The sequence below is a fragment of the Paenibacillus xanthanilyticus genome (assembly GCF_042682185.1).
GTDB classification, from domain to species: domain Bacteria; phylum Bacillota; class Bacilli; order Paenibacillales; family Paenibacillaceae; genus Paenibacillus_Z; species Paenibacillus_Z xanthanilyticus.
This window is the reverse complement of record NZ_JBHUHA010000002.1, coordinates 2621091-2647266: the sequence shown is the minus strand read 5'-3', so window position 1 is coordinate 2647266 and position 26176 is coordinate 2621091. Positions and strand designations below refer to the sequence as shown.

The following is a 26176-nucleotide window of genomic DNA, read 5'->3' as shown; positions in this document are numbered from 1 at the left end:
TGACCGCGTGCTCGATGAAGTTTGTTTCATTTCCCGCGAACGTTAACTAGGAGGGGTTCTGTTGGCCAAAGGGTACTTGTCTCTCGTCCTGCATGCGCATTTGCCTTTCGTTTATCATCCGGAGAGCGACAATTATATCGAAGAACGCTGGCTGTTCGAAGCGATGACGGAAACATACATCCCCTTGCTCGAGGTATTCGATCGTCTCGATCGAGACGGGGTGGATTTCCGCGTGACGATGTCGCTGACGCCAACCTTGCTGACCATGCTGGCCAAGCCGCTGCTCCAAGAGCGGTACGTGCAACATCTGGATAATCTGATCGCGCTGGCCACGGCCGAGTGCGAGCGGGTGCAAGGCGACGAAGCGCTCCTGCCGCTCGCGGAGCGGTATGCCGCGCAATTCATACATATGAAGCAGTTGTTTACGCAAACGTACGACTGCAATCTGATCCGGGGCTTCGAGCGTCTCCAGGCCGCCGGTTACGTGGAGCTCATCACATGCTCGGCCACGCACGCGTTCCTGCCTTACGTCCGGACGGAGCAGGCGCTTCGCGCGCAAATCGATAACGCGGTGCGCATCCATACGTCGAGCCTGGGCCGAGCGCCGCGCGGGATCTGGCTGCCGGAATGCGGGTACGTCGAGGGGCTGGACCGGATCCTGAAGGATTACGGGCTGGACTTCTTCATGACCGATACGCATCAGGTGCTGCATGCCCGTCCGAAGCCGGAGCTCGGCGCGTACGGCCCGGTCGTCACGCCGAACGGCGTGGCCGCTTTCGCGCGGGATCAGGAGACGAGCCGCCAAGTGTGGAGCTCGCTCGAAGGGTATCCGGGCGACCATGACTATCGCGAATATTACCGGGATATCGGCTACGAGCTGGATGAGGCGTATCTGAAGCCGTTCATGCATCCCTCCGGCGTGCGGCTGAATACGGGGATCAAATATTACCGGATTACGGGCGAGGGCCAGCCGAAAGAGCCGTACAATCCCGAGTGGGCCGCGGAGAAGGCCGCCCGCCATGCCGGCCACTTCATGTTCAACCGCGAGAAGCAGATCGAGCATCTGAGCGCGCACATGCCGCGCAAGCCGCTCGTGACCGCGGCGTACGATGCCGAGCTGTTCGGTCACTGGTGGCACGAGGGCCCGATGTGGATCGAGTACCTGTGCCGGAAAATCCACCATGACCAATCGACGTTCAAAATGATTACGCCGGTCGAATATTTGGCCGAATATCCGGAAAATCCGCAGGCGGAGCTGTCGTTCGCGAGCTGGGGCCGCGCGGGCTTCGGCGAGGTGTGGCTCGGCCAAACGAACGAGTGGATTTACCGACATCTCCACCGGATGGAGGAGCAGATGATCGAGCTGGCCGACCGGTTCCCGGATGCAGCGGGGCTTAAGCGAAAGGCGCTTAACCAGGCGGCGCGCGAGCTGATGCTGGCGCAGAGCAGCGACTGGGCGTTCATCATGGACGCCGGGACGATGGTGGAGTACGCGCTGAAGCGAACGAAGAACCATATCGTCCGTTTTCGCCGGCTGTACCGGGATCTGCTGCAGGGCGCGGTGGACGAGAATTGGCTCCGCGAGGTGGAAGCGCGCGATGCCATCAGTCCCGACCTCGATTACCGGATTTACCGCTCCAAGCTGCCGGCGGCGCGGGAAGGCACGGCGGTGCCGCGGCAGCTATCCGGCAGGCGGCGCGTCCTGATGCTCTCCTGGGAGTTCCCGCCGATGATCGTGGGCGGCTTGTCCCGCCACGTCTTCGATCTGTCGCGCAAGCTGGCGGAGCAGCAGGTGGAGGTGCATGTCGTCACCTCGCACGTGGAAGGGTATCCAGCCTACGAGATCAATCAGGGCGTCCACGTCCACCGAGTGGCGGCGTATCAACAGCAGAACATTTCGTTCATGGAATGGGTGTTCCAGCTGAACCTGGCGATGGCTTCGTACGCGAGCACCCTGGTCGCGAATTACGGCCCCTTCGATCTGGTCCATGCGCACGATTGGATCGTCGGCGAGGCGGCTAAGACGTTAAAGCACCGCCACGGCCTGCCGCTCGTCGCGACCATTCATGCGACCGAGCATGGCCGCAATCATGGCCTGCATAATGAGCTGCAGCATCGCATCCATGCGCTCGAATGGCAGCTGACGTACGAGGCATGGCGCGTAATCGTGTGCAGCGACTATATGCGCGACGAAGTGATGCGGCTGTTCCATCTGCCGCCGGACAAGGTGGACATGATTCCGAACGGCGTCGAGACCGCGGCGGTCGTCCGCGTCGAGCATAACGCGGCCGACATCCATGCGCGCTACGCGCTGCCGCATGAGCGCATCGTGCTGTTCATCGGGCGACTCGTCCGGGAGAAGGGCGTGCACGTGCTGATCGAGAGCGCGGAGCACGTGCTCGCGGGCTGCCCCAACGCCAAGTTCGTCATCGCCGGCCATGGACCGATGCTGGAGCAGCTGCGGCAGCTGGCCGAGCCGCTTATCGCGCGGGGCAAGCTCGAGTTCGTCGGCTATGCCGACGATCGAATGCGCAACGAGATGCTGCGCGTCGCGTCGGCGGCGGTATTTCCGAGCCTGTACGAACCGTTCGGCATCGTGGCGCTCGAAGCGATGGCGTCGAACACCCCGGTCATCGTCTCCGGAACGGGCGGCTTCCAGGAAATCATCCAGCATGGCGTCGACGGATTCACCGTCCTGCCGGGCGATGTCCCCTCGCTTGCCTCGCATATCGTCAAAATGCTGGAGTTCGAGGATATGGCCAAAGCGATGGCGAGGAAAGCCTCGCATAAAGTGGTGACCCGCTATAACTGGGACCGCATCGGCCAGCTCACGACGGACGTGTACGACAAGGTCGCGGGTTCGCCGGCCGACGCGCTGCCGTTCGACGGCTTGGCCGCGGCGGCGACGGGAACCGGGCAGTAGCGGAAGTCTATCTTCCACGCATGGATAGACGCAAGCAGGAACGTGCCGATGCGCTAGGCGCGAAGCGCGTAAGCTGCAAAATGGGCGAAGGCGCATGCGGTACGGGCGCCGTGCCGGGAACAGCCCTTCTTCGTCTCAAATCGAAAAGCCTTCCATTCCGCACACTGCGCGGGATTGAAGGCTTTTTTGGCATGCGCGCGCGGGTATGTCCGGCGATGCCGGTCGCGTTAGGCGGATGTCCGGCAGGGACGAGCGCGCCCGCCCGGCACGACGCCCTGAAAGCGCACCCTTTCCGAACATAGCGCATAGTCTATAAAAACGGATCAGCGAACCGTTTGTTTCTGCTAGATTCGGGTCACACTGGATAACAGAGAGATGAACTCTAATCGGGTCGTTTTTTACTACTTGGAGGAGGGATCGGTTATGTTGTCCGAAAGTTACCGAGTGCTGGAACAGCTGCGTTTGCCGCATGGCTTGTATGTGGCGAGTCCGTCGAACGACTATAAATATGTGTGGATCCGCGACTGCGTGTATATGGCGCTGCCTTATCTTGATAAACCGACCAAGGACTACGAGCAGACCTACTATAGATTGCTCGACTTGTTCCGCGAGTACGAATGGAAGCTGGACATTCTGTGCAAGCAGAAGCCGCAGTGGGAATGGGAGTACTTGCACGCCCGGTATTCCTACGAAGACGTACGGGAGATCCACGAGGAATGGGGTCATATTCAGCACGACATGATCGGCGCCTTCCTGTTCGGCGTCGGCCAAGGAGCGGCGCGCGGGAAGAAGATGCTTCGGGACAAGAAGGACCGGGAGGTCGTGCAGAAGCTCGTGTACTATCTCTGCAACGTGGAGTATTGGCACGATCCGGATAACGGCATGTGGGAGGAATGGCGCGAAGTGCACGCCTCCTCGGTCGGCGCTTGCGTCGCCGGCTTGAAAGCGGTGGATCGGATGGTGCACGTGCCGGACGAGGCGATTCAGGCGGGGCTGCAAACGCTGATGCGGCTGTTCCCGCGCGAAAGCCATGACAAGCCGGCCGACTTGGCGCAGCTGAGCCTGGTGTATCCGTACCGGCTGTTCACCGGCGTGCTCGGCGAGACCATCGCGCGCAACGTCGAGAAGCGGCTGCTGCGCGAACGCGGCGTCATCCGGTATGAAGGCGACAGCTACTACAGCACCTTGGAGCAGGAGCATGGAAGGGGCAAGCCGCTATCGTTCTATTATGGCACGGAGGCGGAGTGGACATTCGGCCTGCCATGGCTGGCGCTTTGCCACCGCGAGCTGGGCCACGAAGCGGAAGCGGCCGATTACGTCCGGCGGACGGAAGCGGTCATGCTGGAGCCGGGCAAGCTGCCGGAGCTGTACTACAGCGGCACGGCGGAGCCGAATCCGAACACGCCGCTCGGCTGGAGCTGCGCGATGTATATTTTGGCCAAGGAAGCCGTTAAAGATTCCGCGCGGGCGCTGCGCGGGTTGGCTTGATGGCATTTGCAGACGCGGTAGAGCATGCGGACAAAAGCAGCGGGGGGCTCCATGAGGAGCGCCCCTTTTCCCTGTGCTCGTTAACCGGATATAAAATCGCCGCCGTTCACATGCATCGTCTCCCCGGTCACGTAGCGCGAATCATCGCTGGCCAAATAGACGTAGGCGGGCGCGAGCTCGAACGGTTGGCCTGCCCGTTTCATCGGGGTATCGGTACCGAAGGTCGCCACGCGTTCGGCAGGGAAGGTCGCGGGAATGAGTGGCGTCCAGATCGGACCCGGGGCGACGGCATTGACGCGAATGCCTTTGTCGGCGAGATTTAGGGCCAACGAGCGCGTGAACGAGACGATCGCGCCTTTTGTCGCAGAATAGTCAAGTAGCATTTTTTCGCCTCGGTAGGCGGTAATGGACGCCGTATTGATGATGGAGGCGTCTTCCTTCAAGTGTGGCAGAGCGGCCTGGGTCATGAAGAAGATGGCGAAAAAGTTCGTTTGAAACGTATGGACGAGCTGCTCCTCGGAGATGTCGAGGATGCTCTCTTGCGGGTATTGAACCGCCAGGTTGTTCACGACGATATCCAGACAGCCGAACGTCCGAAGCGCCTTCTCGACCGCGGCATAGTTGTTGGCTCGCAGCCGAAGGTCGGCTGCCAGGAGCTCGGCCCGGCCGCCCAGCTGCTCGATGCGGGCCTTCGTCTCTTCCGCGTCGCGATGCTCGTCGAGATAGACGATGACGACGTTCGCGCCTTCCTTGGCGAATGCGATCGCCGTCGCGCGCCCGATGCCGCTGTCCCCGCCGGAGATGATCGCCGTCTTGCCCCGCAGCTTGCCGCTGCCCTTGTACGAAGGATTCTCGACGATCGGACGCGGGCTCATGACGTATTCTAACCCGGGCTGCTTGTTTTGATGCTGTGGGGGAAAGGCGATCGGCTGCACGGTGGTTTTGGTTACTTTGTCGTAGTAGGGGTAGACGGGGTACTGAGGGTGAAGCGGATTGTTGTACATGGGTACCTCCTGGTTGGTTCTAGGCTGGTAACCATGGTATTCGGAGGGCTGAATAGGGGTGAAAAGAAAAACCAAGACCGATTGCTCGGTCTTGGTTTTTTGTTAAGTGGTAGGAACGGGGTCGGGTGTTACTGCAACTTGGAAGACGTGCTTCACGGCGCCTTTGACGGCCGTCACGTAGAACGTAGAGCCGGCTTTGACGCCAGTGATATCTGTTTTGCCCGTGTCCAAGTTCGTGAAGCCGGACATGGCGACGGAATAAGCTTCGCCAGTCGTAACCTCCACGCCATATTGGTCTGTGGTCTTCAGTACATCAGTTGCAAGAGCCGCTACGCCAGAGTTACTCAATCCAAGCGTATTAAGGTCCCCTAAGTTGATCGAAACCAGAGCGTCATTTTGTTTGACAGCTTTTGATGTCGTGCCGTTAACGAGCTCGGCTTTGGTGTACACCACGGCTTTGTTCGAGACCGTAACCGCCTTTTCAAGCACGGTGCCTTTGCCGTCATCTACAGAAATGACGACGTTCTCGGTAAGCGTACCGGTTGCATCGAAGTCTGCTGCGAGATAGTTGGCATGTAGTTTATTACCGGTGACTACTAATTTATCTGATGCCGAGTTAACGGTATAGTAAGAGCTTGGCACTGTAACCTTAGAGCCGTTCGCCAGCTTACCGAATACCACGACTTCACGGTCATGGGCTGCGGAACCGTTCAGCAGCGTACCGACATCGCCCGTTTCGTACGACTGAATGTCTGCTTTGTTGACCGTATTAACTGTAAAGGTGTAGTTGACGTCAGAGACGTTGTTCCATGTTGTACCATTATATTGCTGCAGCTGCAACGTGTATGTCGACGTTCCCTTAGCCTTGCCAACAGCCGATATAGTCGTCGCGTCAGATAGAACACCACCGCTAATGTCCGATGCTGCGGGATTAGAGGATACAACAGTCAATTGGTAATCGCCCGATGCACTGCCCCACTTAGGCGTAATTTCCTTGTCGTACTGATCAAGGAATTTCACGTTATCGAAATCAAATGCGCCGGTTGCACCCACCGCCAACGTCGTCGTGAAGTCTTTAATCGAGATCGTCGTCGGTGTTTTGGCATCGGTAACGACAATCTGAAGCGACGACAGCTTATTGGTGCCGGAGATCGCGGTCAATTGATAGGTGCCCTTGTTGGCAATGCCATTAACAACGAGCTCCGCCTTACCTGTTGCAAGGTTTTTCGTGAAATTGATTTCTTCGCCTAGCTCGTAGCCATTGCTAAGCGTAATGGACGTAAATGCATTGTTCAGATCGTCTGCGGATGTAATCTCTTTGCCATCTGCATCAAGAGCCGTGAACGGAATGGTGAAGGACGAGCCTGCTGCGGCTACCTCTGGCGCAGACAGCGTAACCGTATCGGCTTTTACAATATCCTTCACAACTACATCGTACGTAGACGTTTTACCAGTCGACTTCGAGATGAGTGTGATTTTGGATGTGCCGGCTGTCAGCGATGTCGCTGCCGCTTGTTTATCGAGCGGCAGAACGAGTTTGCCTAATGTCGAATCGTAAGTAACGGTCGGACTAGATGATGTGCCTTTAACATCAACAACCGTAGGGTTCGAAACAGTGACGACCGTGTCGGAAATGAAGTCAGCAGCGTTTGTCAGATTGTTGCCATATTGGTCCTTCGCGCTGATCTGAAGCACGAAGTTATTAATCGATGCCGTATCGTTGACGTCCAACGTGTCGTTATCGGCGTTATACAATTTCTCAATGGTAATTTCCGAGACGTGGGCAGGCGCTCCAACGGTTACCGCAGCACTTGCAAACGTATTGGTCCCTGTATCCAGTGCCGTTACATTTACAGCATCTCCGATATTAAAATCGGTTGCTCCCTGAGCTGGAAGTGCGAGCGTAAGGGAACCCGTTGCATTAGCAGTAACTGTTGGCGCCCCTTTGCTTGCGGTAAACATTAACTGACTTTGCTTCGCTTTCGAAATGTCTTCGCCGTACTGGTTGGACACTTTGAAATTGACATAGGCAATTTTTGGATCCGTACGATCTTTGACAGCTTTGTCTGATGTGAATTCGATCTTCGAAATCTTTTCAGCCTCGGCCGTGAATTTCGTCGTCAATGCCTTGTCTTGGACGCCGGTAGCCGTTACGGTATATTCGCCTTTACCGATGTTGCTGGCAAGCGTAATCGTTGCCGTCTTCTTGTCGGCCGAGAATTGCGTATCGGATACAGTAAGCGCCGAACCTGTAGGGTTCTTAACAGTGATGGCCGTTTTGGCCGTATCGACGGCGCTATTGAAGGTGACTTCGATCTTCTTCACGCCGACCGGCTTGGCACCGAACTCCGTCGCTGCCGGTGTCTTAATCGCTGCCGCTGCTTTTGCAAGAGCATCCGCATTCGTCACATAACGGTCAACAACCACCGCCACTTGCTCGCGTGTTGCGGCGCCTTTGCCGTTAAATGCACCATTGCTGCCCTGCATCAGATCGTTCTTGACGGCGAACGCAACCGCATCCCGGGCGAAAGGTGCGATGGCGTCTTTGTCTTTGAGGGTGAGCGTATCGGCTTGCCCTTTAATGTCATCGGCTGTCAAGCCAAGGGAACGTACGAGAATCGTCGCGAGCTGCTCACGGTTCAGTTCGCCGGTTGGATTGAACGTATCTGTTCCTGTGCCGGTAATAAAGCCCTTGGCAACCGCGGTTTCGATGTATTGGTAAGCCCAGTGTGTTTTCGGTACATCTTTAAAAGTAGGTGTATCCGGATTGACCAGGTCAGCCGCCGGTACGATCGCTTTTACGATAAGCGCGGTGAAAGCATCGCGCGTCATCGTGCCCTGTGGATTAAAGGCGCCGGTCTCGTTTCCTGTAATGGCACCCGACTCCACAAGACGAACGATCGCGTCTTTGGACCAAGTAGAAGCCTTGTCAATGTCCGTCGGACCCGCCGCAGCCGCTTGCGCCGCGCCGCCGGCGAGCGGAATCGTACCGAGAACGACACCGCCGAGAACGACTTTGGCCACGGTAACCTTCAGGTTCGGATACTTTTTCTTGACGTAGTTGATGATGCTGGCCTTCGTCTCGCTGTCCGGGCCGCCTTTGCCGAGCTCTTCCGCGAACTCGGTTTGATCATCCGCTAAGTAAATGATGACCTCGTAGCCACCATTTCTCGATTTCTTCAGTTCGTCGCGCAAAATATTCAAAGCAGGTCCCTCCTGTATTCTGAATGTCCGCCCACGATTACTGTTTCCAGCGAACGAGAGAACCATTCGGGAAAAGAGTAATCGGGACGAAATTTTAATGCGGCGGCGCCGACAGCGGATCCGCCCCCCGGGAATTCGCCCTTCAACCCCGTAGCGCTATCTCCCGTCCTGCTAGTCTCCCCTCGCGCGAGTGCGCCATCCGAAGAAGACCGCCTCAATCAAAAAACGAACGGGCCTAAACATAGCTTTCGCCATTTCGGGAAAAAGTAGGAAGGACTCAAAAACGCCTGTGTCTTACCGCAACCGGTCGAATAGGAAGGGGGCGAACCGCGTGTCAGGCAGCGACAAGCAGCCGCCGATTCCGTTGGATGTTTCTTTGGAGGCGAACCTGATTACGATCCGCGCGGCCGTCGGCGGCAGCGGCGACATCATTATCCGCGAGTTCCTCGCCGGCGCTTCGGCTTCGGCCCCGGCGGCGCTCATCTATGTGGAGGGGCTGTGTGATGCATCCACCATCGAAGACCATATCTTGCGGCCGCTGCTCCGCGCGGACGATCAGGCGGCCGCCTTTGCGCGAGAGCTCCCGCGCTACGCAAGGACGCACATCCTGACGGTCGGCGAAATCGAAGAGGTCGGCGACCAAGCCAGCTTGTTCGCGGCCTTCCTCTCGGGTGCGTCCGTGCTGCTGTTCGACGGCTACGCCCAAGCGCTGGCCCTCGACACGCGGGGTTGGGAGCAGCGCGCCATCGAGGAACCCTCGACGCAGATGGTGCTGCGAGGACCGAAGGAAGGGTTCACGGAGACGCTCAAGACGAACATCGGCCTGCTGCGGCGCAAAATCAAATCCACGCAGCTTCGCGCCGAACACCTGAAGATCGGGCGCCTGTCCCAAACGGACGTGGCGGTCCTGTACGTGGAAGGCATCGTGGCGCCGTCGGTGCTCGACGAGCTGCGCCTGCGGCTGTCGGGCATCGATATCGATGCGATTCTGGAGTCCGGCAATATCGAGGAGTTCATTCAAGATGAGCAAATGACGTATTTCCCGACCGTCTTCAATACGGAGCGGCCCGACGTCGCGGCGGCGGGGCTGGCGGAAGGCCGAGTGGCCATTCTGGTGGACGGGACGCCATTCGTGCTGTTGGTGCCCGCCCTGCTGACGCAGTTTCTGCAATCGCCGGACGATTACTATCAGCGGGCGGACATCGCCTCGATTCTGCGGCTGCTGCGGCTGTGCGCGTTCTTCATCGCGCTGCTCGCGCCGTCGGTCTTCATCGCGATTACTTCCTTTCATCAAGAAATGCTGCCGAGCACGCTGCTGATCAGCATCGCAGCCTCCCGAACCGGCGTCCCATTCCCGGTATTCGTCGAAGCGATGGTCATGGAGATGACCTTCGAGCTGCTGCGCGAAGCAGGGCTTCGGATGCCGAAGGCGGTCGGCCAGGCGATCTCGATCGTCGGGGCGCTCGTACTCGGGGAAGCGGCGGTGCAGGCGGGTCTCGTCTCGCCCGGCATGGTCATCGTCGTGTCGCTGACGGCGATCACGACGTTCGCGATCCCGTACACGAGTCTGGCGACGCCGATCCGGATTCTGCGGTTCATGATGATGGGCCTTGCGGCGATGTTCGGACTGTACGGCATCTTCATCGGCGTGACGTACTTGATTATCCACTTGAACACGCTGAGCTCGTTCGGCGTGCCTTATCTGAAGCCGTATGCGCCGTTCGTAATGAAGGATCAGGAGGATGGCGTCGTCTTCCGCGCGCCCATCTGGAAGAAGTTGCTCCGTCCGTTCTCGATCCCCGTGCGCAATCAACAGCGGCAGCGCCCGCCAACGCCGCAAGGAGAGGAGTGAGTCGTCCATGAGGCGGATGGTCTGCGCCTGGGTCGCCATCGCCGCGTGCGTCCTGCTAGCCGGCTGCTGGGACCGCCACGAACTGAACGATCTGGGGATCGTCTCGGCGATCGGTTTCGACAAGAAAGGCGACAAAATCCAAGTCACGGTCCAGATCCTCGACCCCAGCGAAATATCCGGGGTCGCCGGCAAAGCCAGCGGCTCCGCTTCGGTCGTCGCCTACGAAGAGACGGGCGTAACGGTGGATGACGCGATGGGACGCTTGACGGTGAAGGCACCCAATCCGCTCTACCTCTCCCATACGCGGATGGTCGTGATCGGCGAACAGATGGCCCGGGAGGTCGGCGTGGGGAAGGTCATGGATTATTTGTCGCGGGAGCGGCAGATGCGGACGGACTTCTTCATCATCATCGCGAAGAAAGCAAGAGCTACCGACGTGCTCGGCATCTTCACGGCGATCGCCAAAATTCCCGGCAATAAAATGTACAGCTCGCTCGAGACGAGCGCGAAGGAGTGGGCGCCCGTGAAGGGCGTGCATTTGGTCGAATTAATCAACGATTTGGTGACGCCGGGCAAGCAGCTCGCGTTAACCGGCATCCGGATCGAAGGTGATCGGAAAAAAGGGATGACGCCCGCCAACATCGATAATATTCGCTCGGCGGCCAAGCTGACGTACAACGGTCTGGGGGTCTTCCATGGCGACAAGTTGGTCGGGTGGCTGAACGAGGAAGAGAGCAAGGGCTACAAGTACATCCAGGGGGAAGTCGTGCGCACGGTCGGTTTCGTCGAATGCGGGCCGAAAGAATACACGGTCTTCCGGATTATCCGGGCCGAGACGAAACAATCGCTGCGCATGAAAGGCGGCAAGCCGTTCGTCACGGTTCATCTGCGCATCGAAGGGGACGTGAACGAGCAGACGTGCGACATGGACCTTAGCAGGCCGGAGACGATTGCCAAGCTGCAGCGGATGGCGGAAGCCAAGACGGTTGGCATTTTGACGCGTACCGTGCGCCGAGCACAGTCGCTGCGCTCGGATATCGTCGGCTTCGGGAACCTGGTCGAGCGCAAAGCGCCGAAGTATTGGAAAGCGCACGAAGCCCAGTGGGCGGACATTTTTCCGAAATTGGATTTCGACGTGAAGGTTTCGTTCCACATTCGGCGCGTAGGCACGAAGGTAACGTCATTTTTGCAGGAGCAGGAGGAATGAGGCATGTGGGGAATCGTGGCGACGCTGGCGGCCTCTCTCGCGTTCGCGGGCTTTGAGCTGCCAAGGCTTGCGCGCGCGGGGCTGCGCAAGGAGCGCATCGTGTTTCTGGCCGCGCTCGGGATTGCCGCGACGCTTAACGTGCTCCATGCGCTGCAGGTTCCGCTGCCGAGTCCCTTCAAGCTGATCGAAGCCGTCTACGGGCCGATCGGCCGGGCCGTATTCGAGCTATTGAAATGAGAACGGGGGAGGGGTCGTATGCTGGAGCGTGGCAAAATCAACCGCATTCAACTGCTGGCGCTGGTCATGCTGTATACGCTCGGCGATACGCTGCTGGTCGTGCCCGGCTATGCGGCGATGATGGCGCGGCGCGACGGCTGGCTGTCCGGCATGCTGTCCCTGGCGATGGGGATGGGCGTGCTGCTCCTGTTTGCAATGCTGCACCGGCGTCATCCGGACCGAACGTTCGTTGAAATGTGCCAGTCGATGCTGGGCCGGTGGGCGGGCGGCCTGGCGGCCGGCGCGTTCGTGTTCTTCCTGCTGGTGCTGGCATCCAGCATGATCCGGGTGCTGACGGACTTCATGTCGACGCAAATCATGCCCAACACGCCGGTGCAGGTCATCGCGATACTGTTCTTGGCACTGGTCGTGCGAGCCTCGAGAGGGGGCATCGAGACGATCGCCCGCACGGCTGAGATCGCGGCGCCCTGGGTGCTCCTGCTGCTCAGCTTGCTCATCATGTTCGTCATCCCCGAGAGCCGTCTCGAGCAGATCGAGCCGTTCTTGTATGACGGATTCAAGCCGGTGGTGGCAGGGTCGATCACCTGCTTTACTTACGGGTTCGTGGAGTGCGGCTCGTTCCTTATGGTGTTCGCGTTCGTTCGCGGTGCCAAGCAAGGGATTCGCATGCCGCTGCTGCTCGGCGGCGCGGCCGGCGGGGCGCTGCTGGTCGCCATTATTTTCTTCTGCCTCACCGTTTTCGGTCCGGCGATTACGGCCCAAAGCACGTACCCGAGCTACATGCTAGCCAAAAAAATCGAGATCGGCGAGTTTCTCCAGCGCATCGAGGCAATCATGGCGATTGCTTGGCTGTTCACGATTTTCTTCAAGCTGACGGTCTGCTTCTACGGCATCTGTCTAGGAAGCGCCCAGCTGTTCAAGCTCGGCGATTACAAGCTGTTCACCTTTCCGCTCGCGATGCTGATCCTCGTCATGAGCGACCTGCTCGCCCCGAATATCATCGTGTTCAACGAGAGCAGCCGGTACTATCCATGGTTCGACTTGTCCATCATGGTCGGGCTGCCGGTGCTTCTTCTTGCGGTGGGCTGGGTCAAGGACCGGCGCGGACGCGGCGGCCCGAAGCGCGCGCGGGCGCAGGATGAATTGCGTTCGGCAGCCGGGAAGGAGGCGGAGAATGGACCAGGCGCGAATTGGTAATCTGCAATTTCTCGTCATCGGGGTGCTCTTCACGATCGGGGACGCGATTCTGTTCATCCCCGCGCTCGTGACGAAGGCGGCGCAGAGGGACGCCTGGATGGCCGGATTGCTCGCCGTCATCACGGGTCTGGGGCTAATGGTGTTCTATACGGCTCTGCAGCGGCGCTACCCACGACAGACGATACTCGCGGTCTGCGACCAGCTGCTCGGACGGTATGTCGGTCGCTTCTGTTCCGCGGCGTTCGTCTTCGTGTTCCTGCTGCTGGTGACAGCCACGCTGCTGCGCGAAGTGGGCGATTTCATGGCGACGCATATGCTGCCCAACACGCCTATTCAGTTCACCGAAATACTATTCCTGCTCATCGTCGTCCGGGCGGTGCGCGGCGGCGTCGAGACGATCGGCAGGACGGCGGAGATCGTGGCGCCCTGGGTGCTGCTCCTCCTGCTGCTGCTCATGTTGTTCGTCATCCCGAGCAGCCGCTTGGACAGGATTGAACCCTTACTCTACCAAGGCGTAAAGCCGGTCATCGGCGGAAGCCTGCAGATGATCGCGGTTCCCTATATGGAACTCGTGTCGATGGCGCTCCTCTTCCCGTACGTTCGGGATGAACGGCGCGTTAGACGGAATCTCGTGATCGGGGTCGCCATCGGCGGGCTGCTGCTCGTGCTCGTCATTTTTTTCTGTCTGGTCAACTTCGGGTCGATCGTCACCCAAGACAGCGTCTACCCGACTTATCTATTGGCCAAGAAAATCGAGCTCGGCGAGTTCCTGCAGCGGATCGAAGCCATCACGGCCATCGCCTGGCTGTTCTCCCTCTTTGTCAAAATGACCGTTTGCTTCTACGGTACCTGCGCTGGCGCGGCGCACGTGCTGGGCCTGCGCGACTATCGCCTGTTTGCTTTTCCGCTGGCAATGCTGCTGCTGCCGCTGGCCGATATGCTCGCGCCTAATATAATCGCATACTTCCAGATCGGCGAGTACTATCCGTTCTTCGCCGGCACTTTCGCGGTCGTGCTGCCGCTGGTGCTGCTGGCGGCGGGCAAGGTGCGACGCTGGGGGAAGGGAGAGGGCGCGCAAAGCTAGCCGGGGCGATGCTTGGGATAACTGCGGCTCGCTTGCGGCCCAAAGAACAAGCCCGTACGCACGGTTGTGCATACGGGCTTGTTGATGCAAGGGTTACTTGTAGCGGCGGATGAACGATACCGCCTTGCGGATATCCGAAGCGGGGTCCTCGCCGACCTCGCGCTCGATCGTCAGGTAGCCGGCATAGCCGATCGCCTGGAGCGCCGCGAAATAGCCGTCCCAGTGGACGTCGCCCTCGCCAAGCGGAAGCTCGACGAAATCGCGGCCGCCGGCGGCCATCTCCGCGATCTTCTCGTGGCTCATCGCGTCGTAGCCAAGATAGCCGTATACTTGGCGAGGGTCGACCTCGCGCAGGCGGCGTCCGTCCTTCACGTGCGTGTGCACGATGTAGTCCTTAAGCGTATGGACGCCCTTGACAGGATCGTCGCCGGTCACCATGACGAAGTTGGCGGGATCGAAGTTGACCGACACGCCTTTGGTGCTAAGCGTATCGAGGAAACGCTTCAGATGCGCGGCGGGCTCGGGTCCGGTCTCGATGGCGAAATACGCGCCAAGGCTCGTCGCGTAGCGGCCGAGCTCCTCGCAGGCCTCGTGCATGGCGGCGTAGATCGGGCCTTTCTCGTCGTCCGGCACGATACCGATGTGCGTCGTCACGATATTCGTGCCGAGGTCGAGCGCCAAGTCGAGAATGCGCTTGGACTTCTCCACCTTGGCGGGATTGACGGTCGCGTCCTGGAAGCCGTGGCCGGCCAGATCGCCGCACAAGGCGCTGATCGCAAGGCCCTGCTCTGCGATGAAGCGGCGCAGCTCGACGCGCTGGGCCGCGTCCAGATTGTCCGGATCCATCTCGCCGGATACGGCGTAAATTTGCACCCCGTCCGCGCCGACGTCCTTTGCTTTGCGCAAGCCTTCGCGAACGCCGATGCCGAAGCTGTCGACGATGACGCCGATTGGGTTGGTCAGTTTCATAAGTGGCGTGCCTCCTTCTGCAAATTCGTGCCTTCACCTGGCGGCCCGCTTTCGGTACAATGGGTAAGACATGTCCGATGAGGGAGTCCGCTCGTATATATCGCAACTATAGCACGGCGGCTTTCGACTGGTGAATGTACAGGGTAACAAAGCGCATGGACCATATGTTCAGTCCGCGGCGCGAGGCGAGGAATGGGGAAACGGAATGAAACACATAAGAGGGACAATGGCGTTGATCGTCGCCTTGGCCATCCTGCTCGGCGGCTGCTCGGGCGGCGGCGGGGCGGAAGGATCGCCGGAAGCGGCAGCATATTTGGAAAGCAGGGGCTATCAGAATGTGAGGCAGGAGGGACGGGTCGTTCGTTACGTCATTAACGGCCGGCTGCTGTCGAAGTCCCCGACTATGGAACAGTGGGGCCTCCAAGACGTGGACCCGTCCGCTTATTTCGGACAGACGATCGCGATCGAACGCTACGTCGCGACGGGAAGTCCGGTCGGGGAAGGCGAAGTGAGCGTATCCGTGTTCATGTCGGGGGACAAGCCGATCGGCGGCTTCGTGAATGTTCCCGGCGGAGACGAGGTCGGCTACTCGCTGGACGGCAAGACGCTGGAAGAAGTGTCGGGCAAGCCGTATGAGGCGTGGAAGCAGGATTGGCTCGCGAAGTACGGGGGGTAAAAAAGCACGGCGGCGATGATTGTACGCCACCGCGCGCCAATAGGCCGCTCGTCGTGCGTGTCTATTGCGCACAAGCGGCACTGGTCCGCGTCGGTCGGCGCGGCGGCGAGCTCGGGGGAGTCTTGCGGGCAAGGCGGACCATCCGATGCCGTCCAAGGTCAGACGGGCACATGGCCGGCGCGGCGGCCGTACTTCGCCCGACCGTACTTCGCCCGACCGCGATTTCCCCCTTGCGGCGCGAGTGGAAGCATACTATACTGGGAATAATTAAAGCGTATTAACTTTCACGGGGATACGCGTTATGAAATCGGAATGAAGACAAAAAGAAAGACGAGCTAACAGAAACAGTGGGGTTGGATCGAGCGTTAGCTTTTTTATTTGTTACGAAAGTTAAAGCGTTTTAACTTTGGTCATGGATTTCAACATGTGACCCGCAACACGAACGGTTCGCGCCTTCGGGCAGCAACGGCATCTTTCGGGAGGGAATGACGTGAAAGTAAGCATATTCGACGTCGCCAGGCGTTCCGGCCTTTCGGTCGTAACCGTCTCGCGCGTGATTAATAACGCGGAATCGGTCAGGCCGAAGAACCGCGAGAAGGTGCTGCAGGCGATGCGGGAGCTGGACTACCAGCCGAATGCCGCGGCCCGCAGCTTGGCCAGGGGCAAGACCGGCATCATCGGGCTGACGCTCACGACGCTGTACGATTCGGTCTTCGACGTCATCGTGAAGGAGATCAACGAACGTCTCGCGGAGCATGGCTACTTCCTGGCGATCTCCGTCACCCAGGAGAAGGAGGAGGGGGGCGCACGGCGCGATCTTCCAGGAGGACCGGGTAGACGGCGTGATCCTGCTCTCACCGGTGCGGGAGAACGAGTTCGTGCTGGAGCTGAAGAAGAAGGGCATTCCGTTCGTCATGCTCGACAATCAGCACCGCAATCCGTCGGTGACTTCGGTCATGGTGGACAATTTCAAGGGCGGCTACGAGGCGACCAAGCATTTGATCGATCTGGGCCACAAGGACATCGCGCACATTAGCGGCACGGACCTGTTCCTCAGCAGCCGGGAGCGCGAGCGCGGCTTCTTGTTCGCGATGGAGGAGGCGGGACTGACGCCTTTCGCAGTCGAACGCGGACGGTTCGAGGTCGTATCGGGATACGAGATCGCCTCCAAGTGGCTGGCGGAAGGCAAGCTTCCTTCGGCGGTCTTCGCCTCCGACGACCACATCGCCCTCGGCGTGATGGACGCGCTGAAGAATAGCGGGCTGCGCGTGCCGCAGGACGTCTCCATCGTCGGCTACGACGACCAGCTGCTGGCGTCGCAATTCCGGCCGAAGCTGACGACGGTCCGGCAGCCCGCGCGGCTGATCGGGCGCCATGGCGTGGAGCTGCTGCTGGATGCCATCAACGGCGAGACGAAGAAGAACGTCACGCTGCAGCTCGAGCCGCAGCTGATCGTGCGGGATTCGACCGCGCGCAAGGAATAAGGCGCCGCGGTGATCGCGGCGGTATACCCAGACAAGGAGTGATGAACGTGAACTATTATTTGGGCGTGGATGCCGGCGGGAGCAAGACGTATACGCTGATCGTCGACGAGCAAGGCACCGTTGTCGGCCGAGGCTCGGCCGGCAACGGCAATCATCAGCTTGGCTACGACGAGGCGAAGGCTAATATTACGTCTTCGGTCGAGGCCGCGCTTGCCGAAGCGGGTCTGGAACGCAAGGATATCGCGTTTGCGTATTTCGGGCTTGCCGGCGCGGACCGCGAGACGGATTACAAGATTTTGCGTCCGCTGATCGCGGGACTCGGCTTCCCGAATTACGACATCAACTGCGACACGGTCATCGCGCTGCGCGCCGGCACGGACCGCCCTTACGGCGTCGTGCTAATCTGCGGCAGCGGCACGAACAGCGCGGGCCGGAATTCGGTCGGCCAGTTCTATCAGTGTGGCGGTTTCTCCTATTTGTTCGGCGATTTCGCCGGCGGTCATACGCTCGCGAAGGAAGCATTCCGCGCGGTTATCCGCGCTTGGGACGGACGCGAGGCGCCGACTTCCCTTACGGGCGCGCTGCTGGCGCGGCTCGGCTACGAGAGCGTGCAGGCGATGTTCGACGATTATCTCGATCATGACAAATGCGACGTGCCGCTCGACGTCGCGAAGCTCGTGTTCGACGCGGCGCTGGCCGGAGACGCCGTGGCGCAGCGCTTGCTGCATACGCAGGGCGACGAGTTGGGCAAGGCGGCGGCGGCGGTCATCCAGCGGCTCGGCATGCAGGAGGACGAGTTCGATGTCGTACTCGCCGGCAGCATTGTGACGCGCGGCCAGGGGCCTTACGTTATTGACCCGATCCAAGCTTACGTGAGCGGAGCCGCGCCGAAGGCGAAGGTCGTGAAGCTGTCGACCGAGCCGGTGGTCGGCGCCGTATGGCTGGCGATCGAGGCGAGCGGGGGGCAAGTGACGGGCGAGGTGCACGAGAAGCTGAAGCGGATCTCCGATTACAACGCAATTCCAAGCCAAACGAAGAGGGTGTGAACACGATGACAAAGGGATTGAAAATCGCGGTAATTGGCGGCGGCTCCTCCTATACGCCGGAGATCGTGGAAGGATTTATTCGCCGGTACGACCGGCTTCCGATCCGGGAGCTGTGGCTGGTGGATATCGAGGCGGGACGGCAGAAGCTCGAGATCGTCGGCGGATTGGCGAAGCGGATGGTCGCGGAATCCGGTCTTCCGATCGAGGTGCACCTGACGATGGATCGCCGCGCGGCGATCGAAGGCGCCGACTTCGTCTCCACCCAGATGCGCGTCGGCTTGCTCGAAGCGCGCAAGTGGGATGAGCATCTGCCCAACGGACACGGCGTGATCGGCCAGGAGACGACCGGTCCCGGCGGCATGATGAAGGCGCTGCGGACGATTCCGGTGCTGCTGGACATCTGCCGGGACATCGAGGAGCTGAGCCCGAACGCGTGGCTGCTCAACTTTACGAATCCGGCCGGCATGGTGACCGAGGCGATCAACCGCTATTCGAAGGTGCGCAGCATCGGCCTGTGCAACGCGCCGATCGGTCTGCAGAAGTGGCTGAGCACCAAGTACGGCGCGGCGCCGGAGCGCATCTACACCGAGTTCGTCGGCTTGAACCATCTGCACTGGGTTACCCGGGTCGAAGTGGACGGTGTGAACCGGCTGCCGGAGCTGCTCGACAAGCGCGAAGAATATTCGGGCAAGAACGTGCCGGCGACAGAGTGGGATCATGAGTTTTTGATGTCCCTCGGCGCGCTCCCGTCGTACTATTTGAAGTATTTCTACATGCAGGATGCGATGCTCGAGGAGCAGCTGATTTCGCTGGCGAAGAACGGTACCCGCGCCGAGGTCGTGAAGAAGGTCGAGGATGAGCTGTTCAAGCTGTATCAAGATCCGAATCTCAAGGAGAAGCCGAAGCAGCTGGAGCAGCGCGGCGGCGCGTATTATTCGGAGGCGGCCGTCAACTTGATGGACTCCTTGTACAACGACAAGCGGGACATCCAGACGCTCAATGTCGCCAACGGCCGCACGCTTGATTTTCTCCCGGCGGACGCCTGTATCGAGGTGAACTGCGTCGTGACGGGCCAAGGGCCGCTGGCGCTGCCGGTCACGAGGGTACCGGAGCAGACGAAGGGGCTGATCCAGGCGGTGAAGACGTACGAGCGCTTGGCGATCGACGCCGCGCTGACCGGCGACCGCGCGCTCGCGCTGCAGGCGATGGCGCATCATCCGCTCGTGCCGTCCGTCTCGGTGGCGAAGACGCTGCTGAACGAGATGCTGGAGAAAAACAAGCTGTATTTGCCGAATTTCTACCCGGGCAGCCGGTAGGGTTGCCAATGAAAGCCGGCGTGTGATAAGTTAGAAGGGCTATTGCACTTATTTTTAGGAAAGCGAGGTGAAGGCAGGATGAATTTCGAAATGGTGAACGATCGTTTGAGCCGTCTGGTAGATATTATCAGCGGTAATGTGCATGCTTTTGCCGACAACGGGAGAAGTCTGTCCAAATTTACGGTCTCACCATTCGAGAAGATGCCTGCCTGATCCTTTTATACGGATATGAACGTCCGGATAAGAGCCGTGGGGGATTTTCCCGCGGCTCTTTTTTGCGCTTTTTTTGAAGCCGAATGAAGGCTCGAGGTCAGGGTCTCTCCAACCTTAGGAGGAACTGACAATGACATTGATGATAAATAGCCAACAAGCGAAGAAATATCACGGCGCGCAGCTGGTGCTGGAGAATGCCACGTTCGAAATCCATGACGGGGAGCGGATCGGACTCGTCGGCCGCAACGGAAGCGGCAAATCGACGCTCATGCGACTAATTGCCAAGGCGGAGAAGCCGGACGAAGGACAGCTGACGGTGCGGAAAGACGCGACCATCGGCTATTTGGCCCAAATCCCGGCGGAATGGGAGTCGCGGACGGTCTACGACGCGCTCGCCTTCGGATTCCAGGCGCTCCTCGAATGCCGCGAGCAGATGCGGGCGCTCGAAGCGGCCATGTCGGGCCCAGATGCCGCGGCATCGGGCGACTTGGATGCCCTGCTTCGTCAATACGCGAAGGCGCAAGAGCGCTTCGAGCAGGGCGGCGGCTATGAGCTGGATGCTCGGATCGACGCGGTGGCCAGCGGACTGCAGATTGACCGGGCTGTATACGCGCGCCGATTCGGCACCTTGTCCGGCGGGGAGAAGACGAAGATCGGCCTGGCGTCGCTCCTCGTCCGGCGGCCGGAGCTGCTGCTGCTCGACGAGCCGACCAACCACCTGGATCTGGCCGGCATCGAGTGGCTCGAATCGTTCTTGAAGCAATACAGCGGCGCCTGTTTGATCGTCTCGCATGACCGTACGTTCCTTGATCGGGTCGTTACGAAGATTATCGATCTCGAAGACGGCGAGACGACCGTCTACCATGGCAATTACACTTGGTACGCGAAGGAGAAGGAGGAACGCCTGCTCCGCCAGTTCGCGGAATTCCAAGAGCAGCAGAAGCAGATCAAGAAGATGAAGGAGACGATCCGGCAGCTGGAGGAGTGGGGGCGCGTCGGCGGCAACGAGAAGTTCTTCCGGCGGGCGGCGTCGATGCAGAAGGCGCTGGATCGGATGGAGAAGCTGAAGCGTCCCGTGCTCGAGCGGCGCGGCGCGGCGTTCGACCTGCGGCAGGCGGACCGTTCCGGTTCGCGGGTGCTGCACTTCGATGACGTGCGGAAGGCATACGGCGGCAACCAAGTGCTGCGGGGCGCGGACGGCCTGCTGGAGTACGGCGAGCGGGTCATGCTGATCGGCGGCAACGGCGCGGGCAAATCGACGCTCGTCAAGCTCCTGCTCGGCCACGAGCAGGCGGATGCGGGCGTGCTGCAATGGGGGGCGCGGGTCGACATCGGCTATTTGGCGCAGCAGGACTACCCCGAGGACGGCAAGATGAGCGTGCTCGCCTATTTCCGGGAGGCAGCTGGTTTGGAGGAAGGCGAGGCGCGTTCGCGGCTGGCCAAGTACCTGTTCTACGGCGCGGACGTGTTCAAGCAGGTCGGCCAGCTGTCCGGCGGGGAGTGGACGCGGCTGCGGCTCGCGCTGCTCGTCCTGCGGAAGCCGAACGTGCTCATTCTCGATGAGCCGACGAACCATATGGACATCGCCTCCAAAGAAGCGCTCGAGGAAGCGCTCGACGATTACCCCGGCACGCTGCTGGCCATCACGCACGACCGGTATTTCATCAACCGCTTGGCGGAGAAGGTGTGGGTGCTGGAGCAAGGCCGGATTACCGCTTATCTCGGCGGTTATGACGACTACGAGGCGGAACGCGGGAGAAGGAAGGCGACGGAGTCGGGAGAGACAGAACCCGTGGGCGCAGGGGTGCATACGGCGCGCGAAGCAGACTCACCTTCCGAATCGGATGCGACGAGCAGCCATGCGCAGACCCGGGCGGTTAGCGGCGACGGCGCAAGCGTGCGGCCCGATCGCAAGAGCAAACCGAACCTGGCGCTGCGCGAGCGTCTGGAGCGCAAGATCGCGCAGGCGGAGGAACGGCTGGCGCGGCTTGACGAGGCGCTGAGCGGCGAGAGGGTCTCGGGCGACCATGCGGAGACGGAGCGGGTTTGGACGCAGCGGGAGACGGAGCAGCAGGAGCTGGACCGATTGTACGAGCGGTGGCTGGCCCTTGAGGCGCTCGAAGGATAGCATACGAACGGCCATACTAAACCTATGGGATGCGATTCCCATAGGTTTTTTTGCGCTTACTGGTGACCGAGGGCATTCAAAGGAAGGTTGACGGACTTAGTTGCTAGTCATATAATTGCTACAGCAAGTAATTGAGTGGAGCGTGCAAACATGCAAATCGACGACTCGTTAGGATTTATGATCAATCATGCCGGGCGACGGCTTACGCTGCTGCTCGCGCTGCGTTACCAGCCCTACGATATCACGACCGAGCAGTGGAGCGTCTTGAACCGGCTCTACGAGCAGGATGGCATCAGCCAAAAGGAGCTGGCCAGACGATCCGAGAAGGATCAGACCAACATTACGCGCATCCTGGATCAGCTGGAGCGCAAGGGCTTGGCGGTCCGCAAGGCGAACGAAGCCGACCGGCGGTCTTTCCTCGCGTACATCACGCCTCGAGGCCGCGAGCTGAACGAAACGCTGCTGCCGATCGAGAAGGAAGTTATTCAATCGGTGCTCGGCGGATTGAACGGCGAAGACGTGGCGCAGCTTCGGCGCTTGCTCAAGCAGGTCACGTTATCGGCCGAGAGAGCCATTGAACAATGGGGGGAATAAACAACATGCGCGAACCGAACGCATCTGTATCCAAGCCGAAGCTCTGGAGCCGCGATTTCGTCGCGGTCTGCTTCAGCAGCTTCTTTTTGTTTATGACCTTCTATATTCTGGCGGTCACGCTGCCGATCTTCGTCACCGATACGCTGGGCGGCGGCCAAAACCAGATCGGCCCCGTGATGACGGTGTTCGTCGTCGCAGCATTGATTTTCCGGCCGCTTGCGGGCAAGTGGCTGGACGAGGTGAACCGGCGTTCGCTGGTGTTGATCTCGCTGGCCTTATTCTTCGTCTGCAGCGGCCTCTACCTGCTGGTAGACAGCTATGCATGGCTGCTGGCGCTGCGGCTCGTCCACGGCATCAGCTTCGGGATAGGCGCGACGGCGATCGGCGCGATCGCGATGGACCTGGTGCCGGCCGCCCGCAAAGGTGAAGGCGTCGGCTATTACAGCCTATTCATGAGCTTGGCCATGGTCGGAGGACCAGCCATCGGCCTCATGATCGCGGAGACCGGCTCGAACCTGCTGCTGTTCGGTACTTGTTTCGCGCTGGCGCTGTGCGGGCTTGCCTGCGGGCTGAGCGTCCGCATTCCCGCGCGCCTGCCGCGCAAGCCGGGGCCTTCGCCGAAGGGCTGGCGCCGGTTCATCGAGCCGGCCGCCGTGCCGATCGGCTTGACCGGGGCGGTGCTCGCCTTCTCTTATGGGGCCATCACGACGTTCCTCTCGGTCTATGCCAAGTCGCTGGGCTTAAGCGCGTACGCGAGCGTCTTCTTCATGGTGTTCGCGCTCATGATCATCCTGTCCCGTCCGTTCACCGGCAAAATGTACGACCGTTCCGGCCCGCATCCGCTCGTCTATCCGGGCGTCGTTCTGTTCGCGCTCGGCATGATGGGGCTCGGCGGCGCGCATTCGCTGCCGATGTTCCTCGCGATGGGCGCCGTCCTTGGCCTCGGCTATGGCGCGCTGTTCCCGAGCTTCCAGACGATCGCCATCCAATCGGCGGAGCCGCACCGCAGCGGCTTGGCGACGGGGACGTTCTTCCTGCTGTTCGACGCCGGCTACGGCATCGGCTCCTCCGTGCTCGGCATGGTGTCGGCCCGAACGGGCTACCACACGATGTATATCATCGGCGGCATCATCGTCGCCTGCTCCGGCGTCATGTATTACGTGCTGCATCACCGCAGAAATAACAATCGTTCGTCCGCGATGACGACCGCGCCGCACGCTTAAACGGTCTGCACAACCGAGACTCTTTCAGGGGCTCGGTTTTTGTTAATTTGGAACGATAATTGATGGAGACTTGTGAATAAGTAAAGCATGTCCGCGAGGTATGAAGCTTTGTCCGCAAGGACAAAAGCGTGCCTAGCTCGAAGCAAACCGCCAACCGCGAACAATCGAGCTAGAACGAAAAACGGGTGTCCAGAGGGCGGAAGCCCTTTGGTTCCCCTCGGCGGAGGGGGAAGGGGGAGGGAGAAAGGAGGTTCTCGAAGGGCGCAGCCCTTTTGTCACTTCACCACCAGCGTCACGTAACGCGGCACGTCGTAAGCATAGAAGGCGGACGTGAACGGTCCCCGGTCTTCGAACGGAATCCCGGCCTCGCGCAGCAAACGGTGCAAGCTCTGCTGCTCCTCCGCTCCCTTGTTCGTCACGATCAGCACGCCAGGCTGCTCCAGCTGGCGATACGCATGCTCGATCAAGCGGGCCGGCTGGAACGTGGCGAGCGGCAATCCCCAATGCAGCAGCGGGTCCGGCGTCACGAACGGCAGGAAGAGCGTGCAGACGTTATAGGCGGCTTCCGCTCTCATGAAATCCACGGCCTCGTAACGGATGACGTCAGGTTCATTCAGCTCCCGCAAATAAGCCTGCGCGTAATCGTAGGCCGTAAAGCCGTTGGGGTAGCGGCGATACGCGTCCAGCTCGATGCCCGTCAGCGACTCAACCTCGTAATGGCGGCGGAAGAAGCGGAAGAGCGCGGGCGCGTAATAGAACGTGCGGCTGCCGACGTCGACGATCCGGAGGGCGCGCGGAAGATGCGGCTGCAGCTCAGGCTGGAGCCAGCGCAGGAAATCCAGGTGGTACAGATTGAGCTGGTAGTCGGAGAGGCCCAGCAGTTCGCGCCAGCGACCGAACTCATACGTCTCCAGCAGCTCGCGTTCTTGGCGTTTCGTGGCGGCGTCCGGGTACAAATGCGCCTTCGGCGCGGGTTTCAGCCGTACGCGGCCCAGCCGGATGCGAAGCCGGCTTCGCAGGGCGAAGCGGACGGCGTTCCACCCGCTGGCCAGCCGCATTTTCCAATCGGTCATCGGATGCAACGCCTCCTGCGGCTGTCATGATCTTGTGCTAGTATATCCAGATTCGGTGCTCCTCCAAGCATAGAAGCGAGGGTAGTCCATCAACGTCAAAAGGGCTGCTATTGCAGCAGCCCCAGTCGTCTCGCTTGCTCTTCGGTCAAAATAAACTCCTCGCCCGGCCACATCTCTTCCTCGGCGTCGCGCCCGAAAAGCCTCAGAATGTCCGGCCAAATGTTCCGTTCCATCGCCTCGGCGACCGTGATGATCACTTTCATTCGTGGGCCCCTCCTCGTATTCTCGTCTACCGATACTGTACCCGACAGAAGGCGTGGACAAACGCGGCACTAGCCCGGTCGGTCGCCCATCGGACGCCTATGGAAGCGAACGTGCGCGAAATAAAAAAAGTCTCTGCCGCTGGCAACAATGCGCGCAGGGCAGAGACGTTATGCGTGAATGTCTTTCGAGGCGTGCCGCCTTAGCCGAACACGACGCGGTCGTCGGACAGCTTGTGCCCGCTGATCCGCTCGAATTCGCCGAGCAGCTGCTCGACGGTCAGATCCTTCTTCCGCTCTTCGCTGACGTCGAGGATAATGCGGCCTTTGTCCATCATGATGAGGCGGTTGCCGAGACGGATCGCCTGCTCCATGTTGTGCGTGACCATAAGCGTCGTCAGCTTCATCTCGCGGACGATGCTCTCGGTCAGCCGTGTAATCACTTCCGCGCGGGCCGGGTCGAGCGCGGCCGTATGCTCGTCAAGCAGCAGAATTTGCGGCTTGGTGAAGGTCGACATAAGCAGGCTGAGCGCCTGGCGTTCGCCGCCGGACAGCTGGCCGACTTTGGCGCGCATCCGTCTCTCCAGCCTAAGACCGAGGCGGCCGAGCTGCTCATAGTAGAACTTGCGCTTGCTGCCCGTGACGCCGATGGAGAGGCCGCGGGATTTGCCGCGCGTATGCGCCATCGCGAGATTTTCCTCGATCGTCATGTTCGGCGCGGTGCCGGCCATCGGATCCTGGAACACGCGGCCGATCCACCGGCTGCGCTTATGCTCCGGTTCGCCGGTAATATCGGTGTTCGCGATATGGACCGTGCCGATGTCCGGGGTCATGACGCCGGAGATGACGTTCATCAGCGTCGATTTGCCGGCGCCGTTACTGCCGATGACGGTGACGAAATCACCGGGATTGAGCGTCAGGTTGATATTCACGAGCGCGACCTTCTCGTCGGGCGTGCCCGGGAAGAAGAGCTTGGATACGTTCGATAGCTGCAGCAT

The 26176-nt window shown here is 60.1% G+C and carries 20 protein-coding genes and 1 pseudogene; 15 read left to right on the top strand and 6 right to left on the bottom strand.

Annotated elements, in window-relative coordinates:
• Positions 1 to 61 precede the first annotated feature (61 nt).
• Together ACFSKT_RS29120 and ACFSKT_RS29115 are read left to right on the top strand one after the other, a co-directional pair.
• Complete coding sequence (locus ACFSKT_RS29120) at positions 62 to 2923, top strand: 1,4-alpha-glucan branching protein domain-containing protein (RefSeq protein ID WP_377719257.1); 2862 nt, start codon at positions 62 to 64, stop codon at positions 2921 to 2923.
• A 423-nt stretch (positions 2924 to 3346) separates the two neighbouring features.
• Complete coding sequence (locus ACFSKT_RS29115) at positions 3347 to 4411, top strand: glycoside hydrolase family 15 protein (protein WP_377719256.1); 1065 nt, start codon at positions 3347 to 3349, stop codon at positions 4409 to 4411.
• 80 nt (positions 4412 to 4491) lie between these two features.
• On the opposite strand, the gene ACFSKT_RS29110 is transcribed toward ACFSKT_RS29115, so the two are convergent.
• Together ACFSKT_RS29110 and ACFSKT_RS29105 are read right to left on the bottom strand one after the other, a co-directional pair.
• On the bottom strand, positions 4492 to 5415 hold the full coding sequence (locus ACFSKT_RS29110) for an SDR family oxidoreductase (protein WP_377719255.1): 924 nt from the start codon (positions 5413 to 5415) through the stop codon (positions 4492 to 4494).
• Between the two features lie 102 nt (positions 5416 to 5517).
• Positions 5518 to 8619, bottom strand: a complete 3102-nt coding sequence (locus ACFSKT_RS29105; RefSeq protein ID WP_377719254.1) for an S-layer homology domain-containing protein — start codon at positions 8617 to 8619, stop codon at positions 5518 to 5520.
• Between the two features lie 331 nt (positions 8620 to 8950).
• Between ACFSKT_RS29105 and ACFSKT_RS29100 the strand changes: the two genes are divergently transcribed.
• The 5 genes from ACFSKT_RS29100 to ACFSKT_RS29080 are packed head-to-tail and all read left to right on the top strand — an operon-like array spanning position 8951 to position 14196.
• Entirely contained in the window at positions 8951 to 10471 is a 1521-nt protein-coding gene (locus tag ACFSKT_RS29100; protein WP_377719253.1) for a spore germination protein, read from the top strand.
• A gap of 7 nt (positions 10472 to 10478) precedes the next feature.
• Entirely contained in the window at positions 10479 to 11678 is a 1200-nt protein-coding gene (locus ACFSKT_RS29095) for a Ger(x)C family spore germination protein (RefSeq protein ID WP_377719252.1), read from the top strand.
• A 3-nt stretch (positions 11679 to 11681) separates the two neighbouring features.
• Complete coding sequence (locus tag ACFSKT_RS29090; protein WP_377719251.1) at positions 11682 to 11915, top strand: hypothetical protein; 234 nt, start codon at positions 11682 to 11684, stop codon at positions 11913 to 11915.
• An 18-nt stretch (positions 11916 to 11933) separates the two neighbouring features.
• Positions 11934 to 13112: a GerAB/ArcD/ProY family transporter gene (locus tag ACFSKT_RS29085; RefSeq protein WP_377719250.1), complete on the top strand. Its 1179-nt coding sequence runs from the start codon at positions 11934 to 11936 to the stop codon at positions 13110 to 13112.
• Entirely contained in the window at positions 13090 to 14196 is a 1107-nt protein-coding gene (locus tag ACFSKT_RS29080; protein WP_377719249.1) for a GerAB/ArcD/ProY family transporter, read from the top strand. The genes ACFSKT_RS29085 and ACFSKT_RS29080 overlap by 23 nt, the downstream gene beginning before the upstream one ends.
• Before the next feature lie 93 nt (positions 14197 to 14289).
• Here the strand turns inward: ACFSKT_RS29080 and ACFSKT_RS29075 are convergent, their stop codons facing one another.
• Positions 14290 to 15165 (bottom strand): sugar phosphate isomerase/epimerase family protein, encoded by an 876-nt coding sequence (locus ACFSKT_RS29075; protein ID WP_377719248.1) that lies wholly within the window; start codon positions 15163 to 15165, stop codon positions 14290 to 14292.
• A 205-nt stretch (positions 15166 to 15370) separates the two neighbouring features.
• On the opposite strand from ACFSKT_RS29075, the gene ACFSKT_RS29070 reads away from it, so the two are divergent.
• The 8 genes and pseudogenes from ACFSKT_RS29070 (at position 15371) to ACFSKT_RS29035 (ending at position 23845) form a co-directional block, all read left to right on the top strand.
• On the top strand, positions 15371 to 15841 hold the full coding sequence (locus ACFSKT_RS29070) for a hypothetical protein (protein ID WP_377719247.1): 471 nt from the start codon (positions 15371 to 15373) through the stop codon (positions 15839 to 15841).
• Between the two features lie 490 nt (positions 15842 to 16331).
• Positions 16332 to 16418 (top strand): annotated as a pseudogene (locus ACFSKT_RS29065) (LacI family DNA-binding transcriptional regulator); the annotation flags it as partial.
• A gap of 265 nt (positions 16419 to 16683) precedes the next feature.
• Positions 16684 to 17325: a substrate-binding domain-containing protein gene (locus ACFSKT_RS29060; RefSeq protein ID WP_377776375.1), complete on the top strand. Its 642-nt coding sequence runs from the start codon at positions 16684 to 16686 to the stop codon at positions 17323 to 17325.
• A 47-nt stretch (positions 17326 to 17372) separates the two neighbouring features.
• Positions 17373 to 18371, top strand: coding sequence for an N-acetylglucosamine kinase (locus ACFSKT_RS29055; RefSeq protein ID WP_377719245.1), 999 nt, complete (start codon positions 17373 to 17375; stop codon positions 18369 to 18371).
• A gap of 5 nt (positions 18372 to 18376) precedes the next feature.
• Complete coding sequence (locus tag ACFSKT_RS29050) at positions 18377 to 19687, top strand: 6-phospho-beta-glucosidase (protein ID WP_377719244.1); 1311 nt, start codon at positions 18377 to 18379, stop codon at positions 19685 to 19687.
• 343 nt (positions 19688 to 20030) lie between these two features.
• Entirely contained in the window at positions 20031 to 22028 is a 1998-nt protein-coding gene (gene abc-f, locus ACFSKT_RS29045) for a ribosomal protection-like ABC-F family protein (protein ID WP_377719243.1), read from the top strand.
• A 150-nt stretch (positions 22029 to 22178) separates the two neighbouring features.
• Positions 22179 to 22622, top strand: a complete 444-nt coding sequence (locus tag ACFSKT_RS29040) for a MarR family winged helix-turn-helix transcriptional regulator (RefSeq protein WP_377719242.1) — start codon at positions 22179 to 22181, stop codon at positions 22620 to 22622.
• A 5-nt stretch (positions 22623 to 22627) separates the two neighbouring features.
• Positions 22628 to 23845 carry an MFS transporter gene (locus ACFSKT_RS29035; RefSeq protein WP_377719241.1) on the top strand — a complete coding sequence of 406 codons (1218 nt, stop codon included), beginning with the start codon at positions 22628 to 22630 and terminating at the stop codon, positions 23843 to 23845.
• Positions 23846 to 24120: 275 nt separating this feature from the next.
• Here the strand turns inward: ACFSKT_RS29035 and ACFSKT_RS29030 are convergent, their stop codons facing one another.
• From ACFSKT_RS29030 to ACFSKT_RS29020, 3 genes are all read right to left on the bottom strand, one after another.
• Entirely contained in the window at positions 24121 to 24918 is a 798-nt protein-coding gene (locus ACFSKT_RS29030; protein WP_377719240.1) for a hypothetical protein, read from the bottom strand.
• 107 nt (positions 24919 to 25025) lie between these two features.
• Positions 25026 to 25181: a hypothetical protein gene (locus ACFSKT_RS29025; protein ID WP_377719239.1), complete on the bottom strand. Its 156-nt coding sequence runs from the start codon at positions 25179 to 25181 to the stop codon at positions 25026 to 25028.
• 200 nt (positions 25182 to 25381) lie between these two features.
• Positions 25382 to 26176, bottom strand: a complete 795-nt coding sequence (locus ACFSKT_RS29020; RefSeq protein WP_377719238.1) for an ABC transporter ATP-binding protein — start codon at positions 26174 to 26176, stop codon at positions 25382 to 25384.

Excerpts from the sequence above, each read along its gene's own strand:
- ACFSKT_RS29115 (WP_377719256.1), top strand. The coding sequence starts at position 3,347 with ATGTTGTCCGAAAGTTACCGAGTGCTGGAACAGCTGCGTTTGCCGCAT.
- ACFSKT_RS29110 (WP_377719255.1), bottom strand. The coding sequence starts at position 5,415 with ATGTACAACAATCCGCTTCACCCTCAGTACCCCGTCTACCCCTACTAC.
- ACFSKT_RS29095 (WP_377719252.1), top strand. The coding sequence starts at position 10,479 with ATGAGGCGGATGGTCTGCGCCTGGGTCGCCATCGCCGCGTGCGTCCTG.
- ACFSKT_RS29090 (WP_377719251.1), top strand. The coding sequence starts at position 11,682 with ATGTGGGGAATCGTGGCGACGCTGGCGGCCTCTCTCGCGTTCGCGGGC.
- ACFSKT_RS29085 (WP_377719250.1), top strand. The coding sequence starts at position 11,934 with ATGCTGGAGCGTGGCAAAATCAACCGCATTCAACTGCTGGCGCTGGTC.
- ACFSKT_RS29080 (WP_377719249.1), top strand. The coding sequence starts at position 13,090 with ATGGACCAGGCGCGAATTGGTAATCTGCAATTTCTCGTCATCGGGGTG.
- ACFSKT_RS29075 (WP_377719248.1), bottom strand. The coding sequence starts at position 15,165 with ATGAAACTGACCAACCCAATCGGCGTCATCGTCGACAGCTTCGGCATC.
- ACFSKT_RS29070 (WP_377719247.1), top strand. The coding sequence starts at position 15,371 with ATGAAACACATAAGAGGGACAATGGCGTTGATCGTCGCCTTGGCCATC.
- ACFSKT_RS29050 (WP_377719244.1), top strand. The coding sequence starts at position 18,377 with ATGACAAAGGGATTGAAAATCGCGGTAATTGGCGGCGGCTCCTCCTAT.
- abc-f (WP_377719243.1), top strand. The coding sequence starts at position 20,031 with ATGACATTGATGATAAATAGCCAACAAGCGAAGAAATATCACGGCGCG.
- ACFSKT_RS29040 (WP_377719242.1), top strand. The coding sequence starts at position 22,179 with ATGCAAATCGACGACTCGTTAGGATTTATGATCAATCATGCCGGGCGA.
- ACFSKT_RS29035 (WP_377719241.1), top strand. The coding sequence starts at position 22,628 with ATGCGCGAACCGAACGCATCTGTATCCAAGCCGAAGCTCTGGAGCCGC.
- ACFSKT_RS29030 (WP_377719240.1), bottom strand. The coding sequence starts at position 24,918 with ATGACCGATTGGAAAATGCGGCTGGCCAGCGGGTGGAACGCCGTCCGC.
- ACFSKT_RS29025 (WP_377719239.1), bottom strand. The coding sequence starts at position 25,181 with ATGAAAGTGATCATCACGGTCGCCGAGGCGATGGAACGGAACATTTGG.
- ACFSKT_RS29020 (WP_377719238.1), bottom strand. The coding sequence starts at position 26,176 with ATGCTGCAGCTATCGAACGTATCCAAGCTCTTCTTCCCGGGCACGCCC.